General features: G+C 68.8%; 12 protein-coding genes. 9 read left to right on the top strand and 3 right to left on the bottom strand.

All coding sequences use genetic code 11. The annotated features are described in order from the left end of the window. The first annotated feature begins 121 nt into the window (after nucleotides 1–121). From CLV68_RS09430 to CLV68_RS09465, 8 genes are all read left to right on the top strand, one after another. Nucleotides 122–6,265 (top strand): PA14 domain-containing protein, encoded by a 6,144-nt coding sequence (locus CLV68_RS09430; protein WP_211346449.1) that lies wholly within the window; start codon nucleotides 122–124, stop codon nucleotides 6,263–6,265. A 146-nt stretch (nucleotides 6,266–6,411) separates the two neighbouring features. Then, the gene (locus tag CLV68_RS09435) at nucleotides 6,412–6,909 is read left to right on the top strand and encodes a hypothetical protein (RefSeq protein WP_147459924.1); all 498 of its coding nucleotides are present in this window, start codon (nucleotides 6,412–6,414) and stop codon (nucleotides 6,907–6,909) included. Nucleotides 6,910–7,028: 119 nt separating this feature from the next. Further along, entirely contained in the window at nucleotides 7,029–8,156 is a 1,128-nt protein-coding gene (locus CLV68_RS09440) for an efflux RND transporter periplasmic adaptor subunit (protein WP_121389995.1), read from the top strand. Then, the gene (locus tag CLV68_RS09445; protein WP_121389996.1) at nucleotides 8,153–8,839 is read left to right on the top strand and encodes an ABC transporter ATP-binding protein; all 687 of its coding nucleotides are present in this window, start codon (nucleotides 8,153–8,155) and stop codon (nucleotides 8,837–8,839) included. The genes CLV68_RS09440 and CLV68_RS09445 overlap by 4 nt, the downstream gene beginning before the upstream one ends. After that, complete coding sequence (locus tag CLV68_RS09450; protein ID WP_121389997.1) at nucleotides 8,836–10,035, top strand: ABC transporter permease; 1,200 nt, start codon at nucleotides 8,836–8,838, stop codon at nucleotides 10,033–10,035. Before CLV68_RS09445 ends, CLV68_RS09450 begins: the two co-directional genes overlap by 4 nt. A gap of 8 nt (nucleotides 10,036–10,043) precedes the next feature. After that, nucleotides 10,044–10,580, top strand: a complete 537-nt coding sequence (locus CLV68_RS09455) for a DUF5666 domain-containing protein (RefSeq protein WP_121389998.1) — start codon at nucleotides 10,044–10,046, stop codon at nucleotides 10,578–10,580. Continuing rightward, nucleotides 10,577–11,260 carry a response regulator transcription factor gene (locus tag CLV68_RS09460; protein ID WP_121389999.1) on the top strand — a complete coding sequence of 228 codons (684 nt, stop codon included), beginning with the start codon at nucleotides 10,577–10,579 and terminating at the stop codon, nucleotides 11,258–11,260. Before CLV68_RS09455 ends, CLV68_RS09460 begins: the two co-directional genes overlap by 4 nt. A 56-nt stretch (nucleotides 11,261–11,316) precedes the next feature. After that, nucleotides 11,317–12,708, top strand: coding sequence for a sensor histidine kinase (locus CLV68_RS09465; protein WP_211346450.1), 1,392 nt, complete (start codon nucleotides 11,317–11,319; stop codon nucleotides 12,706–12,708). A gap of 250 nt (nucleotides 12,709–12,958) precedes the next feature. Here the strand turns inward: CLV68_RS09465 and CLV68_RS09470 are convergent, their stop codons facing one another. The 3 genes from CLV68_RS09470 to modA are packed head-to-tail and all read right to left on the bottom strand — an operon-like array spanning nucleotide 12,959 to nucleotide 15,497. Beyond that, a complete protein-coding gene (locus tag CLV68_RS09470) occupies nucleotides 12,959–13,981 on the bottom strand; it encodes an ABC transporter ATP-binding protein (protein WP_121390000.1) in 1,023 nt (340 codons plus the stop codon). After that, nucleotides 13,978–14,745 (bottom strand): molybdate ABC transporter permease subunit, encoded by a 768-nt coding sequence (gene modB / locus CLV68_RS09475; RefSeq protein ID WP_211346531.1) that lies wholly within the window; start codon nucleotides 14,743–14,745, stop codon nucleotides 13,978–13,980. Before modB ends, CLV68_RS09470 begins: the two co-directional genes overlap by 4 nt. Before the next feature lie 26 nt (nucleotides 14,746–14,771). Beyond that, entirely contained in the window at nucleotides 14,772–15,497 is a 726-nt protein-coding gene (modA, locus tag CLV68_RS09480; protein ID WP_121390002.1) for a molybdate ABC transporter substrate-binding protein, read from the bottom strand. Nucleotides 15,498–15,668: 171 nt separating this feature from the next. Here modA and CLV68_RS09485 point away from each other — a divergent pair, with 171 nt between their 5' ends. Continuing rightward, nucleotides 15,669–16,205 (top strand): EF-hand domain-containing protein, encoded by a 537-nt coding sequence (locus CLV68_RS09485; protein WP_121390003.1) that lies wholly within the window; start codon nucleotides 15,669–15,671, stop codon nucleotides 16,203–16,205. The last annotated feature ends 24 nt before the right edge of the window (nucleotides 16,206–16,229 follow it).

Genomic DNA, 16,229 nt, shown 5'->3' on the forward strand with positions numbered 1-16,229 from the left:
CTCGATTCGTTGCGATGGTGCGGTTTGTCCGAACCGCCAGAGATCTGGGGTGATCGTGAAACGTCGCTATAGCGGCGCGCGCGTAGGCGTGCGTCCGATGAGGGCTGTCCGGGGTGCGGGTGTGGCCTTGGTCGCCATGGTGGTCATTTCCGGGGTGACGGCGGTGACACCTGCCGCTGCGGCCGCGCCCAAACCTGGTCCTTCTACTGCTGTTGATGTTCGGACGTTGCCGCTGGCTGATGCGCCTGCGGCGGCGGGGAAGCGTGTGCCCGCGTCGCGGGTGGACGCTGATTTCGCTCCGTTGGCGCGGGCGGCTGATCCGGGTTCGCGGTTCGACCCGGTGCGGTCGCGGGTGGTGTCGCGGTCTGAGTTCGTCGAGGAGTACGTGAACCCGGATGGGTCGCGCACCACCAAGCAGTCCGCGGAACCGTTGAACGTCAAGGATGAGGCGGGGAACTGGCAGGCGATCGACGCCTCGTTGGAGGTCGACAGGTCGGGTCGGGCGAGGGCGAAGCGGCATCCGCTGAACCCTTCCCTGGGGGCTTCGGCGGACGATCCGGCGTTGGTCGGGATCGAGGTCGACGGCGCGAAGGTCTCCCTCGGTCTGGATGGTGCGGCGAAGGGCCGCACGGCCAAGGTCGCGGGCAAGAACGCCGACTACACGGATGTGGCGCCGGACACGGACCTGAGGTACGAGGTCACGGCGAGTTCGGTGAAGGAGACGATCGTCCTGCGCAAGCCGGGGCGTTCGTCGTGGCGGTTCACCCTGGACACCGGCAGCTTGACCCCGCGTCTTGCGGGCGATGGCGTGGAGCTGGTGGACGCCGCCGGGAAGATCAAGGCGGTGATGCCGCCGGTTGAGACCTGGGACTCGGCTGGTGACGGCAAGGACAAGGCCCCGGCGCAGACCGGTGGCCGGTACGCGTTGGAGCGGGTCGGGGGCAAGTGGGCCTTGACCGTCTCGGTCGACGAGGCGTGGTTGAAGGACTCGAAGCGGGTCTACCCGGTCAGCGTCGACCCGACGTTCAGCTTCAACACCGACAACGCGTGGGCGTACAAGTCGGACGGGTACTCGTGTCAGCACTGTGGTGTGCGGATCGGCAACTCCCAGTCCGGCTCCGGTGGTGGCGACACGTACTGGCGGTCGGCGTTCCACTTCAACTACCCGTCGCTGTCGGGTAAGACCGTGGTCGGTGTGCGCCTGGATGTCGCGCGCTCGGGTGGCGGTGGCTACAACAAGGCGTGGGGCACGAACCTCTACGACCTGAACAACTTCAGCTTCAACGGCCCTGGCCCGTTCCTAGCGTCCTCGGTCGTCGGTGATGTCGGCAGCTTCCAGAGCACCGCGTTGACCAACTTCATCAAGCACGCGGTCGACACGAACAACTGGGCCTACTGGTTCATGCTGACCGGCACCGAGAACCCCGGTGTCTACACCTACAAGAACCTCAACGCCGTCCTCTACGTCGACACCGGCAGCGCACCCCCGGCCCCGGTTCTCTCGGCGCCTGCGGACAACAGCGTGCTCACCTCGCTGACCCCGACCCTGGCGGTCAACCCGGTCACCGACGCCGACGGCGACGCGGTCAAGTACTGCTTCACCGTCGCCACCGGCACCGACGGCAAGTCCGGCCAGGTCGTCGACTCCGGTTGTGTGAGCACTCCGACGTGGACGATCCCCGAGGGTGTGTTGACCGATGGTGCGGCCTACACCTGGAAGGCAACGACAGCATCGGGTTACAGCCTGACGCCGTCCACCTGGGTCGGGCACTTCAAGGTCGACCAGCGCATCGGCGACCACGGCCCCTCCCCGATCGACACCGCGGGGCCGGTCACGGTGAACCTCGCCAACGGCAACGTCTCCACCAGCGCGGCGAGCCCGACGTTCACCACGGTAGGTGGTACCGCGGGGCTCACGTTCTCGTACAACTCGCAGCAGCCGGTGAACACAGGTGTGAAGGCGTCGTACTTCGACGACGTGTCGCACGCGGGTCTGATCAACGACCAGCAGGTTCCGGTGCTGGTGCGCAACGAGCCGCAGATCAACGTGAACTGGGGTACCGGTTCGCCGCACTCACCCGCCTTGGGTGGCGACTGGTGGCTGGTCCGCTGGGAAGGCTGGTTCATCCCGCCGGTCACCGGCACCTACCAGTTCGCCGGTATCCACGACGACGGACCGGTCATCTGGATCAACAACACCAAGGTCTACGACGTGCCCAACGCCGTCACCGCCCTGAACTGGGGCGCGGCAACGGGTATCGCGTTGACCCAGGGCGTCGCGGTGCCGATCAAGGTCGAACTGCAGGAGATGCAGGGCGCCGCCGAGATGCACCTCTACACTCGCACCACCTCCGGCGGCTCGGTGCCGGAGCAGGTCGTCAAGTCGGAGTGGCTGGCCTCCACCGACAGCCCGCCGCTGCCCAAGGGCTGGACCCTGTCGGCCGACCTGGACGGCACCGGCGGCACCTACACCGAGGCCAAGGTCGTCGACCAGACCATCGTCCTGACCGACGCCACCGGCGCCAAGCACACGTGGACCAAGAAGTCCACCGGCGGCTACGCCCCGCCGGAGGACGAAGAGGGCACCCTCGGTTTGGACAACTCGGGCCGGGTCACGTTGACCCAGGGTGCCGACATCTTCGTCTTCCGCACGGACGGCAAGCTCGACACGCAGTCCAATGTGGCCGACTCCCGCAAGCCCGCGGCGTTGCAGAACCTCTACAACGGCACCCCGTCGCGACTGGTCCAGATCAAGGACCCGGTGTCCAACCGCTACCACCAGCTCTACTACAACCGCCCGGGTGAGGACTGCTACGGCGGTGCCTCGATCCCCAGCGGCGCGGACTCGTTGCCGCCCGCCCAGATGCTGTGCCGCATCGTCTACTGGGACGGCTCCACCACCCGCCTGTGGTACAAGTCCGGGCAGTTGTTCCGGGTGGAGGACCCGGGCAGCGAGATCACCGACTACACCTACACCAACGGCATTCTCACCGGTGTCCGGGACGCCATCGCCGCGGACTGGGTCGCGGTCAACCCGGGAGTCCGTGACACGGCGGACGCCTACTCCGCGATCGGGTACGACAACACCGCCGCGATCAAGCCGGTCGCCACATCGGTGACCTTCCCGGCCCCGTCGGTCGGCGCGCCACGGCCGAAGCAGTCCTACCGCTACGACCGGCCCAACCGCATCGCCTACACCGACATCGCGGGCATCACACCGGCGATCGGGTTCTCCAGCAAGGTCACCTACGACGACGCCGACCGGCTTCTGTCCACAACGGACGCAACCGGCAAGGTTTCCTCGCAGACCTGGAACGTCAAGGACCAGAAACTCACCACCACCGACCCCGCAGGCCGGGTGTCGACCACGGTCTACGACAGCCAGGACCGCCCGACCGACAACTACGGCCCCGCACCGGCGTCGTGCTTCGCCGGCCAACTCCCGACCGTGGCCTGTGCGAGCACCGTGCCGAGGACATCGACCGGCTACGACGAGAACATCAACGGCCTGGCCGTGTCCTGGTACGACAACAACACCTTGTCCGGTGCGCCGAAGGTCTACACGACCGGTTTCGGCGACCCCACCGGCACCTTGCAGCAGACCTGGCCCGGAGTCCCCACCACCGGCATCCCGGCGGACTACTTCTCGCTGCGAGCCACAGGTGACATCGTGTTCCCGGCTGCCGGTACCTACAACTTGCGCATCCTGGGCGACGACGGCATCCGCGTCTGGGTGGACGACCAGTTGATCATCGACAGCTGGATCGGCACCTACCCGCTGTGGCGCAACGCCAACGTCACCAGCACCGCGGCAGGTCAGGCCAAGAAGATCCGCATCGACTACTTCGAGGTCAACCTCGGCGCCCAACTCGAACTCCACTGGACCACCCCGGCCAACGTGCAGGAGATCGTCCCCGGCTCGGCACTGCGACCGCGGCACGGACTGACCACCTCCAGCACCACGCACCAGTCCGGCGGCGTGGCGAACTCGACCAGCACGACGCGCTACGACCAGAACGGGCTGGACGCGACCTACGGCCAGGTGACCAGTGCGACCTCCGGCGGGTTGTCCAGCTCCATCGGCTACGAGGCGCCAGGGGTGGGGTACCTGCGCAAGACATCGAAGACCGCGCCGACCGGTGCGGTGACCTCCTACGAGTTCTACGGCGACACCGAGACGCGCGACGACCCGTGCGTCGCGGGTGACGTGCAGGTCAACCAGGGCGGGCTGGTCAAGAAGACCACCGCTGTGGCGCCCGCCGCGGGCCCGGCCCGCGTCGACGACCAGATCTACGACGCTTCCGGCCGCATCGTGGCCAAGGCGGTGTCGGGTGACTGGACGTGCACCACCTACGACGTCCGCGACCGAGTGGTGTCCGTGAAGGTTCCCGGCAACGCCGCCGCAGGTGAGCGGACGGTCACCACCAACTACGCGGTTGGCGGTGACCCGTTGACCACTTCTGTCACCGACTACAACGGGACGACGACCACCCAGACCGACCTGATCGGCCGCGTGGTCGCCTACACCGACGCCAACGGGGTCCGCACCGAGACCACCTACAACCAGGCGGGCCGGGTGACCCTGGAGAAGGTCGTCCCGCCCAACGCCACCGACACCCCGCAGGAGATCACCAACACCTACGACGACGCGGGCCGGGCGCTCACCACCTCGCTCGGGTCGACGGTCCTGGCCACCTCGACCTTCGACGCCGCGGGCGAGTTGGTGTCGGTGACCTACGCGAACGGCAGTTCGCTGACCGGCATCGGCAACGACGACGCTGGCCGCACCACGGCGCTGAACTGGAAGACCAGCGCCAACGTCGCGGTCACCTCGGCGGTGACCCGCACCAGGGCGGGAACCATCGTCGACGAGACCCTGGGTGGTGTCGACGCCCGACCGAGTCAGCCGAACTTCGTCTACGACTCCGCGGGTCGGCTCACCGAGGCGTGGGTGCAGGGCCACCACTACACCTACGACTTCACCTCGAACGCGCCTGCCGCCTGCCCGACCGGCAAGCAGGTCACCGCGGGTCTCAACACCAACCGAGTCCGCCTGCTCGACGAGACGGCGAGCGGCACGGCCGAGACCGGCTACTGCTACGACGCCGCCGACCGGCTGCTGACCACCACCGGGGCAACCGCCATCACCGGGGTGCAGTACAACGGCCACGGCTCGACCACCCAGTACACCGATGGCGCCGCGACCACGGTTCTCGCCTGGGACAACGCCGACCGCAACATCCAGGTCACGACCACTGGCGCGGACCCGGCCGCGGTGTCCTACACGCGGGACTCCACCGGTCGGATCCTCCGCCGCCAGACCAGTCAGGGCGACGTCCACACCGATGTCCGGTACGGCTACACCGGGGACGGGGACACCCCGGACTACGCACTGGCGGGGACCGACAAGAAGTTCCTCACCCGGAGCATCAGCCTGCCGGGTGGCGTCCTCTACACCTGGAAGCCGGTGACCGCCGACCAGACCTGGGACCACGCGAGCGTGCGTGGTGACCTCGTGCTCACCACGACCTCGACCGGTGTGCAGTCAGGTTCCCTGCGGACCTACGGGCCGTTCGGGGAGACGGGGAGCACGAGCAACGACGGCGTGCCGGACAACCAGCCGGGGCACTTCGACCACGGCTGGCTCGGGCAGCACCAACGGCCGTACGAGCACGCTGGGTCCCTGTCCTTGGTCCAGATGGGGGCGCGCCCGTACAGCCCGCTCCTCGGACGATTCCTCTCCGTCGACCCGGTCGAAGGCGGTAGCGCCAACGACTACGACTACACCAACGCCGATCCGATCAACAACACCGACCTGGACGGCCAGTTCTCTTGCAGCTGGTGCAGGTCGATGTGGAACGGCGCGAAGAACCTCGGCAAGAAGGCCCTGAACAACGGGCTGGTACGCGGTATCGCGGTGGGTATCGCCGTCGGTGCGGTGTGCGTCGGTACCGCGGGTGTCGGCTGCGCCGTCGGTGTGGGCGCGCTCGCGGGCGGCCTGCTCGGTGGAGCGAACTGGTATGTCAACCACCGGTCGGAAAGCCCGGTGCGCCATGTCGGAATGGGCGTTCTCAAGGGTGCGTTCAGCGGGTTCCTGAGCTTCCGCTTCGCGAAGGCGGCAGCTGCGAGGTACCCGGTCGCGGTGTCCCACCGGGCGTCGGCGTACGGCCGGGCAACGAAGTACTTCAAGCCCGCCAAGCTCTGGGCGATGGGCAGGCGCGCGTCGTCGCTGAGGCAGGCGGCGTTCAAGGCGCGGTACCGTTGATCTGAGGTGACCCGGGCGGCCACGCGGCCGCCCGGGTCACGCTCGGTGTACTGGCAGGATCGCCTGTCGTGGTGTCAAGCGGAGGTGTGATGGCGGGTCGGTTCCTCAGCGGTAGCCGCCCTATCAATGGTTTCGGCTTGGCTGTCATGTGTGTGTTGTCCGCGTTGGTACCCAGCTACCTGGTGCTCGAGTGGGGAGCCGGACTGCCCGCGATCCCGATCGCCGCTGTGGTTGCTGCTGGGGCGTGTGAGGTGATCTGGCGGTCGGGGCTGCGGCCGCGCCTGTTGTGGAACGAGGGCGGGCTCACGGCGGTGTGGGCGGTGCGGGTGCGGGCGCTCCGGTGGTCGGAGATCGCCAGGATCGACGTGCGGGGCAACGCCTTCCTGGTGGCCACCGGCGACGGGGAGTCGCTGCGCTGGGAGTTTGACCGGGTGTGGTGGCTGGCCAGGTTGTCCCGCCGGTACGCGGATGTCGGTAGTGGTGTCGGTGCGCGGTTGCAAGAGGCACTGGACAGCGGCCGGGCGGGCGGTGAGCTGCACCGTCCCCCGGAGTTCCGCGCGCGGCGGCCGTGGCTGGTGTTCGTCCTGGTGGTCGCGGCTGCGGCGGCGCTGACTCCGTTGGTGACGAAGCTGATGTTGGCCTGACCCGCCCCGCTTCGATGTCCCGGCCCCTCACGTTCGCGTGGGGGGCCGGTCGGTGTTCACAGGGAACTGCCGGCTTTCGCGTAGGTGGGGCACAGGGTTGGTGTCGAGGATAACCGGCCATGAGACGTGGGTGGCTCGTCAATGGGCTGTTGGTTGTGGTGTTGGTCGGTGTGGGGGTCGGCGGGTACTTCGTGTTCTTCGACTCCGGGACCGAGCAGGCGGCGGCTGCGACAACGCGGACCGCTGAGGTCGCCGCGCGCGATGTGACGGAGACCGTGACCGCGTCGGGGACCGTTGAGGCCGGCTATACCGGTACGGCGTCGTTCGGGGCGTCCGGGACGGTGGCGACGGTGAGCGTCAAGGTGGGGGATGTGGTGACCAAGGGGCAGACCCTGGGCGCGCTCGACACCACCGAGGCGAAGCTGGAGCTGTCGATCGCGCAGAACAGCCTCGCGCAGGCCGTGGACAGCCGGGACACCGCCGAGGCGGCGGGCAAGGACACCGATCAGCTCGACAACCAGGTCACCCAGGCCGTCCTGAACCGGGACAAGGCCAAGGCTGCGTTGGCGGACATGACGTTGGCCGCGCCGGGCGACGGTACGGTCACGTCGGTCAACGTCACCGTCGGCGGTAAGTCGGGATCGGGTGGGTCGTCGACGGGGACTACAGCGACCGGTGACTTCGTCATCACGGACCTGAAGAACCTCACCCTGCACGCGGACGTGGCCGAGAGCGACGTCAGCAAGCTCAAGGCAGGGCAAACGGCGACCGTTACCGTCAACGCGCTGCCCAACCAGCCCATTCAGGCGGCGGTAGCGGCGATCGACCTGCTGCCCACCACCGCCAACAACGTCGTGCAGTACGGCACCACGCTCGCCCTGACCAGCCCGCCCGCGAACCTCAAGCCGGGCCAGTCCGCCAGCGTCACCGTCACGGTCGCGAGTGCGACGAACGTGTTGGCCGTACCTTCGGCGGCAGTGCAAACGGTGGGCAACGCCAGTTCGGTCACTGTCGTGGTGAACGGACAAGAGACTCGTCGCACCGTTGAACTCGGCGTCAAGGGTGACACTTACGTCGAGGTCACCTCTGGGCTTACCGCGAACGAGCAGGTTCTTCTGCCGCAGGTAGCCACAAGCACCCAGAACAACAACAACCGCAACGCGGGCGGTCTAGGTGGCACAGGTGGCTTCGGCGGCACCGGTGGCGCAAGGCCCGGCGGTACTGGTGGAACCGGACCGGGCCGGTGACGGCCCCAGTCATCGAGGTCCGAGACCTGCGCAAGACCTACGGCAGCGGAGACACAGCCGTGCACGCGCTAAGAGGTCTCGATCTCACCGTCGCGCGCGGGGACTACCTCGCCATCATGGGCGCATCGGGCTCCGGTAAGTCCACCTTGCTCAACATCCTCGGCTGCCTCGACGTGCCCACCTCCGGCCGGTACCTGCTCGACGGCATCGACACCGTCGAGTTCGGCGAGGCCCAGTTGGGCATCCTGCGCAACCGCAAGATCGGGTTCGTGTTCCAGTCGTTCAACCTGATCCCGCGCACCTCCGCGCTGGCCAACGTCGAACTGCCGCTGGTCTACGCGGGCGTGCGCCGGGCGGAGCGGCGGGCCAGGGCGATGGCGGCGCTGCGGCTGGTCGGCCTGGACGACCGCGCCCACCACCGGCCCAACGAGCTCTCCGGCGGGCAGCAGCAGCGCGTCGCGATCGCCCGCGCACTGGTCACCGCCCCCGCGATCGTGCTGGCCGACGAGCCGACCGGCAACCTCGACACCCGCAGCAGCCAGGACGTCATGGGCATCCTCGACGCGCTCAACGCCAGCGGCCGCACGGTCGTCCTGATCACCCACGAGGACGACGTCGCCGCGCACGCGAACCGCGTGGTCCGGGTCGTCGACGGCCACATCGCGCAGGGGGTGCCCGCGTGAGGTTCACCGAGGTACTGGCCTTCGCGGTGCGCGGGGTGACCGCGAACAAGCTGCGATCGGCGCTGACCACGCTCGGCATCATGATCGGCGTCGCCTCGGTGATCCTGCTGATCGCGGTCGGCAACGGCGCCTCCCAGTCGGTGCAGCAGAGCATCGCCGGGCTGGGCACCAACGTGCTCACGATCTCGCCGCAGCGGGCCCAGGCTGGCTCGTCGACCAAGCCGCTGACCACCGCCGACGCCAAGGCGCTCGCCGACCCGGTCGAGGCGCCCGCGGTGAAGTCGGCGTCCCCGGTGACCTCGACCTCGGCGACCGCGGCGCACGCCGACGTCAGCTACAGCATCTCCCAGTTCGTCGGCACCGACCCGGCCTACTTCTCCACCACCAACAGCGCGGTGGCCCAGGGCGCGCTGTTCACCGCGGACGACCTGGCCCAGGGCCGCAAGGTCGTGGTCATCGGGGCCACGGTGGCGACGCAGTTGTTCCCGTCGGCCAGCCCGGTCGGCCAGTCCATCCTGGTCAACAACATCCCGTTCACCGTCGTGGGCGTGCTGGCCACCAAGGGCTCCAGCGGGCTGCAGGACGCCGACGACACCGCCGTGGCGCCGCTGAGCACCGTGCAGAACGCGCTCACCGGGTACGGCAGCCTGTCCCAGATCGTCGTGCAGGCCACCAGCGCCGACACCATCAGCGCGGCCCAGGCCCAGGTCACGACCATCCTGGACGGCCGCCACAAGATCGGCTTCGGTGCGACGGCCGACTACCGCGTGCTCAGCCAGGAGCAGTTGCTCACCGCCCGCACCGCGACCACCGACACCTTCACCGTGCTGCTGGCCTCGGTCGCGGCCATCTCGCTGCTGGTCGGCGGGATCGGCGTCACCAACATCATGCTGGTCACCGTCACCGAGCGGATCCGCGAGATCGGCATCCGCAAGGCCGTCGGCGCCCGCCGGGGCGCCATCCTCGGGCAGTTCCTGCTGGAGGCGACCATGCTCAGCCTCTTCGGCGGCCTGCTCGGCGTGGCGGCCGGCTTCATCGGCGCGCGGTTCACCATCGCGGGCATCACCCCGGTGATCGTGCCGTCGTCGGTGCTGCTCGCGTTCGCCGTGTCCGCGCTGATCGGCCTCTTCTTCGGCAGCTACCCGGCGAGCCGCGCCGCTCGCCTCCGTCCCATCGAAGCTCTGCGACACGAATAGGGGAAACCGTGACCACACCAGACCAAGACCCGCTGTTGGCCCAACCGGTCGGCGGTGACATCGACAAGGAGTTGCGCGCGGCGGGTAAGGGGATCAGCAAGGTCACCATCGGTCTCGCGGTCGCTGTGCTCGTAGTGCTCGCGTTCGGTGGTGGGGCACTGGCGCACAAGGCCCTCGCGTCGACCACTACGACCGCGGCGCCCGCTGTCGGAGGTAGAGGCGCGGGTGGCTATGGCGGCTTCGGCGGCGGACAGGGCGGGCAACCCGGACAAGGCGGTCAAGGTGGTCAAGGCGGTCAGCCAGGACAGGGTCGGGGAGGGACCACCGGCACCATCGACCACGTCGAGGGTTCCACCGTGTACGTGAAGACCCAGGACGGTAAGGTCGTCAAGGTGTCCACATCGGACTCCACGACGGTCGACCTGGTCAGCGCGGGCAAGCTCGCCGACCTGGCCGCGGGTGACACGGTCGTGGTGCTCGGCCAGCAGGCCGCGGACGGGTCGGTGACCGCGCGGTCGCTGACCCGCAGGCAGGCGGCGGGGTGACCCCGGCGTCGCTGCTGGTCGTCGAGGACGACGACGGCATCCGGGACCTGCTGGCGACCAGTCTGCGCTTCGCCGGGTTCACCGTGGCCACCGCCGCGACCGGCGCCGACGCGCTGCGCCAGGCCGAACGGCTGCGCCCGGACCTGCTGGTGCTGGACGTGATGCTGCCCGACCGGGACGGGTTCGACGTGCTGCGGCGGCTGCGCGCGGGCGGGCACGGCGTGCCCGTGCTGTTCCTGACCGCGCGTGACGCCAACCAGGACAAGGTCACCGGTCTGACCATCGGCGGCGACGACTACGTCACCAAGCCGTTCAGCTTGGAAGAGGTCATCGCCCGGGTCGCCGCGATCTTGCGCCGCACCCGACCCGCGGGCGGTGAGCCTGAACGGCTGACAGTGGGTGACCTGGAGCTGGAGGTCGACAGCCACACCGTGCGCAAAGCGGGCCGCGCGGTGGAGCTGTCGCCGACTGAGTTCAAGCTCTTGCACTACCTGCTGCGCAACGCTGGTCGAGTGGTGTCGAAAGCGCAGATCCTCGACCAGGTGTGGAACTACGACTTCAACGGCGAGGCTGGCGTCGTGGAGTCCTATATTTCGTACCTGCGCCGCAAGGTCGACGATGGCGAGACCCGCCTTATCCACACTGTGCGCGGGTTCGGCTATGTGCTGCGGTCTCCGTGAGCGGCTTGTCACGGGTTAAGGCCGCCTTCGGACGGTTACCGCTACGGGTCCACCTGGTGCTGGTCATCGTCGTGCTCACCGCGGCCGGCCTGCTCGGTACGTGGGCGATCGGCTCGCAGGTGATGCAGGACTACCTGCTCGGCCAGGTCGACGCCAGGCTCGACCGGATGAGCGGGTCGGCTCAACGGCAACTGCTCACCGGTTTCGAGCCCGCGCGCGCGAACAGGGGCCAGGCGTGGGCACAGCAAGAGGTCGTGGTGCTGCGCCACGCGGACGGCCAAGTGCTCGACCTGACCCCGCGCCGCGACAGCGGCCCACGGCCCGCGTTGCCCGCGTTCGGCACGGTCCCGTCGGGCACCTACGTGACCGTGGACTCGGCGGACGACTCGACGCCGCGGTGGCGGGTGCTGGTCCGGCCCGCCGGGGCGGACGAGGTGGTGGTCGCCGCCAGCCAGGCCGATGTCGACACCGCCGTCGACGACCTGCGGCGGACCTTCCTGCTGATCAGCCTCGGCGCGTTGGTGCTGCTCGCGGGCACCGGCTACGCGCTGGTGCGGGGCAGTCTGCGCCCGCTGGAGGAGGTCGAGTCCACGGCGGAGGTCATCGCGGCCGGTGATCTGTCGCGCCGGGTGCCCGTGCGGCGCCCGGGCAGCGAGGTCGGGCGACTGGCGGTGTCGCTCAACGGCATGCTCGGCCAGATCGAGCAGGCATTCCACGCGCGCGCCCGGTCGGAAGAGGCCGCGCGGGTGTCCGAGGGGCGGATGCGCCGGTTCGTCGCCGACGCCAGCCATGAGCTGCGTACGCCTCTTACTTCCATCCGCGGCTATGCGGAGCTATACCGGCAGGGTGCCGCTGCGGACGTCAGTGAGGTCATGGCCCGGATCGAGGGGCAGGCCGAACGGATGAGCGCGTTGGTGGCGGACTTGTTGTTGTTGGCGAGCCTGGATCGCCAGCGCCCGTTGGAGCTAGCGCCCGCCGATTTGGCTGTCATCGCTGTTGACGCTGTCCACGAGGCCAGGGTGGTCGCGCCCGGTAGGTCTATCTCGCTGAAGCTGGACATCGGCGATGAGCAGGCGGTGGTGCTGGGCGATACCCAGCGGCTGCGGCAGGTCGCGTCGAACCTGGTCGGCAACGCCCTGCGGCACACCGAGGGCGCCATCGAGGTGCGGGTTCGGTTGATCGGGCCGAGAGCGGCGTTGGAGGTCAGCGACGAGGGTCCTGGTCTTACGCCAGCGGACATGCAGCGCGTGTTCGAGCGCTTCTACCGGGCAGACCCGTCACGAACGCAGGAGAGCGGCGGTACGGGCCTAGGGCTGGCGATCGTGGACGCGGTTGTCTCTGCCCACGGCGGCTCGGTCGCGGTGGAGTCTGAACTCGGTAAGGGGACGACGTTCTCGGTAGAGCTACCTCGACTGCCGGAAACGTGGACCGACCAACACCGGGACTGAGGTGCTGCCGCCGAACTCCGCCGCTGACTCGTCCCGCCATCGGTAGGGGAAGACCTCAACGCCTGTGTCTACGGCGACCGTCAGGGTTGTCGTGAATGACAGCACGTCAATGACCGCGACCACCCACCCGGCTTCTGCGATCTCTTTCGCTCCCGACAGGCCCCAGTCGAAGCGGAACCGGTAACCATCCTGCGCATACGGACTCTTACCCACGCGCGCGATCTTGCCGCGCCGAGCCCGGATAGGCGACTCACTTGTACGTCTGAAGACTCTCCGGGGCGACCGTTGCCCATAGAGGCGCGTCGAGATCCAAGTCGGCCATGATTGCTGGGGCGAGGTCCGCGGAGATGCCGCCCTCTAGGTGGATACGGGCGGTGTGGGCGTGCTGCTCGACCCCGACCACGCTTGTATTCCATGTGTTGGGCGCGCTGGACTGCACGTGGTGCAGGGAGATCGCCGAAGGAGGACAGGCGACGTAGATGGCGCCGGTGTTGGCGCTGACTGTGGTGAGGGCGATACCGATGTCGAGAGTGACCGCGGTGCCGTTGGCGTTACCGCGCAACAGATTGAGCCCAACCAGGTCCGCGATGTAAGGCGTGCGTGGATGCCGTGCTACCTCGCGAGGCACGCCCGTTTGCGTTACCTGGCCGTCCTCGATGACAACCAGGCGATCGCCAAGGGCCATCGCGTCCACCGGGTCGTGGGTCACCAAGACCGTGCACCCGGGGAAGCCACGCAGGTGGCGGCCCAGTTCCGCGCGCACCTTCAGCCGGGTCGCCGCGTCCAGGGCGGCGAGCGGCTCGTCGAGCAGCAGCACCGCCGGTTCGGTCGCCAACGCCCGCGCCAACGCCACCCGCTGGGCCTGACCGCCGGACAACGCGCCGGGCCGCTTCCGCGCCTGGTCTCCGATCCCCACGGCATCCAGCCACGTCATGGCCCGCGTCCGCGCAGTGTCCCGCGGCGTTCCTCGCGCCCGGAGTCCAAAAGCGACGTTCTCCAGAGCGGACATGTGCTGGAACAGGAGATAGTCCTGGAACACCATCCCGACCTGACGCTGCTGCGGCTGCACGAATGTGCGCGGCGGCTCATCCCACACCCGCCCGTCTAGTCGGATGTGACCATCTTGCAGCGGGAGCAGCCCAGCGAGTGCGCGCAAGGCGGTTGTCTTACCGGCGCCGTTAGGCCCCAGCACTACGACCACCTCGCCTGGCGCAACGGTCAACGGTAGGTCTAACCCAGCGCGGTCCACTCGCAGCACGGCATCGAGGGTCATCCGCCCACCCACCGGTTGCGCAAACTGGCCAAGACCGCCACGGACACGACGAGCAGCACCACGCTCAACGCGATCGCCGCTTGCGGATCGGTCTCCAACGCCAGGTAGACGGCCAGCGGCATCGTCGTGGTCTCACCGGGGAAGTTGCCCGCGAACGTGATCGTCGCGCCGAACTCGCCCAACGCGCGCGTCCAGCACAGCACCGTGCCCGCCACCACCCCCGGCATGACCGAGGGCAGCGTGACCCGGCGGAACGCCAACCACCGCGACGCCCCCAGGGTCGCCGCGGCCTCCTCCACCCTCGGGTCCGTCGCCCGGAGCGCGCCCTCCACCGAGATCACCAGGAACGGCATCGCCACGAACGCCTCGGCGACCACCACCCCGGCCGTGGTGAAGGGCAACGACACTCCGAACCAGCTCTCCAACAACCCGCCTATCGGTCCCCTCTTACCCAGGACCAGCAACAACGCCACACCGCCCACCACGGGTGGTAGTACCAACGGCACAGTCACGAGTGCGCGAACTAACCGGCGTCCAGGTATGTCACCGCGAGCCAAGACCCACGCGAGCGGAACACCCAGCACCACACACACGACCGTCGCCAAGCTCGCGCACACCAACGACAACCGCAGCGCTTCGCCTACCTCCGCGCTCAGCAGTCGCGAGGGGAACTCAGCCCACGACGTCCGTGTGAGCAGACCGATCAGCGGTAGGACCAAGAACGCCAGGCCGAGCACGGCGGGCGCGATAAGGACGGCGGGCAGCCTCCCCTTGCCTACCCGCCGCCCGCTCACGGCGCTGAGAACCCGGCTTCGGCGAGCACGGCCTTACCCCGGTCGGACCGGACGAAGTCGACGAACGCCTTGGCCTGGGCAGCGTTAGGTGCCTTGCCCAGCACCGCGATCGGGTAGTCGTTGACCGCCTTGCTCGCCTCGGGGAAGTCGATGCCCTCGACCTCGGCGCCCGCGGCCTTGACGTCGGTCCGGTACACCAGCGCCGCGTCGACCTCGCCGAGCCGGACCTTCGTCAGCGCCGCCTTGACGTCCTGCTCCAGGGTGTCCGGCTTGGCCGTGATCCCGGCCGCGGCCAGCGCCTTCTTCGCCGCCGCGCCGCACGGCACCTGCTCGGCGCACAGCGCGATGTCGAGGCTCTCGTCGGCGAAGGCGGCCAGGCCGGTGACCTTGCCGGGGTTGCCCTTGGGGACCGCGATCTCCAACTGGTTCCTGGCGAAGGTCACCGGGTCCTTGGCGTCGGTGACCTGCTGCATGTTCGCTGGCGCGGCCGAGGCGAACACGTCTGCGGGCGCGCCCTCGGTGATCTGCTTGGCGAGCGCGGAACTGCCCGCGAAGTTGAAGGTGACCTTGACCCCCGGGTTGGCGGCCTCGAACTCCTTGCCCAGGGCGGTGAAGGTCTCGGTGAGTGACGCCGCGGCGAACACCGTCACCGTCCTGGGTGGTTCTTCCTGGCTGGAGCAGCCGGCTAAGACGAGGAGCACGGCGAGGAGCAGGGCGCGCATCCGGACCTCCGCAGATTCGGTGATATCGGCAGTCTAGTCACGCGACTGCGGTTCTGCGCCGTGCTGATGGCTGTGGGTAATCGCCCGTTTGCCCCCGCGCACCACTGGAGTGGAGGCTGCCGGGGCGCCGCCGGTGGGTGAGGCTTGACCTCCACCGAGCGGGGAGGCGGCATGGCCAGCGGGTTCCAGCGCGACAAGATCACCGGCGTGTTCACCGCGATGGACCACGACGGCGACGGCCTGCTCACCGAGACCGACTTCACCGCGCTGGCCGACCGCTGGCGCCAGGCCCGCGGCGCCCCGGTCGGCTCCGACGACCACCAGCGCATCGCCACGATCATGGTCGGCTGGTGGCACACCCTGCGGGTGGCCGCTGGCGGCGCCGACCAGGCCACCGTCGACGACGTGCTCGGCGTGGTCGACCAACTCCACGCCGCCCCCGACGCGGTCACCGAGACCGCGCACGCCATGTTCGACGCCGTCGACGAGGACGGCGACGGCCGGATCACCCCCGCCGAGCACCAGCGCCTAGTCGACGTCTGGAACGGCCGCCCCACCACTCTCGGCACCGTCTTCACAACCTTCGACCTCGACGACGACGGCACCCTCTCCCGCGCCGAGTTCACCACCCTCTGGACCGACTTCTGGGCGGGCGACGACCCCGCCGCACCTGGGACCTGGCTGTTCGGCCCGCTTGCCGGCGAGTGAAACCCGCGCGGACGGGTACCCGCA

Source organism: Actinokineospora cianjurensis, from assembly GCF_003663795.1.
Classification (GTDB): domain Bacteria; phylum Actinomycetota; class Actinomycetes; order Mycobacteriales; family Pseudonocardiaceae; genus Actinokineospora; species Actinokineospora terrae.

Coding starts and splice junctions, on each gene's coding strand:
- CLV68_RS09470 (WP_121390000.1), bottom strand. CDS start 13,981: ATGACCCTCGATGCCGTGCTGCGAGTGGACCGCGCTGGGTTAGACCTA.
- modA (WP_121390002.1), bottom strand. CDS start 15,497: ATGCGCGCCCTGCTCCTCGCCGTGCTCCTCGTCTTAGCCGGCTGCTCC.
- CLV68_RS09440 (WP_121389995.1), top strand. CDS start 7,029: ATGAGACGTGGGTGGCTCGTCAATGGGCTGTTGGTTGTGGTGTTGGTC.
- CLV68_RS09435 (WP_147459924.1), top strand. CDS start 6,412: ATGTGTGTGTTGTCCGCGTTGGTACCCAGCTACCTGGTGCTCGAGTGG.
- CLV68_RS09485 (WP_121390003.1), top strand. CDS start 15,669: ATGGCCAGCGGGTTCCAGCGCGACAAGATCACCGGCGTGTTCACCGCG.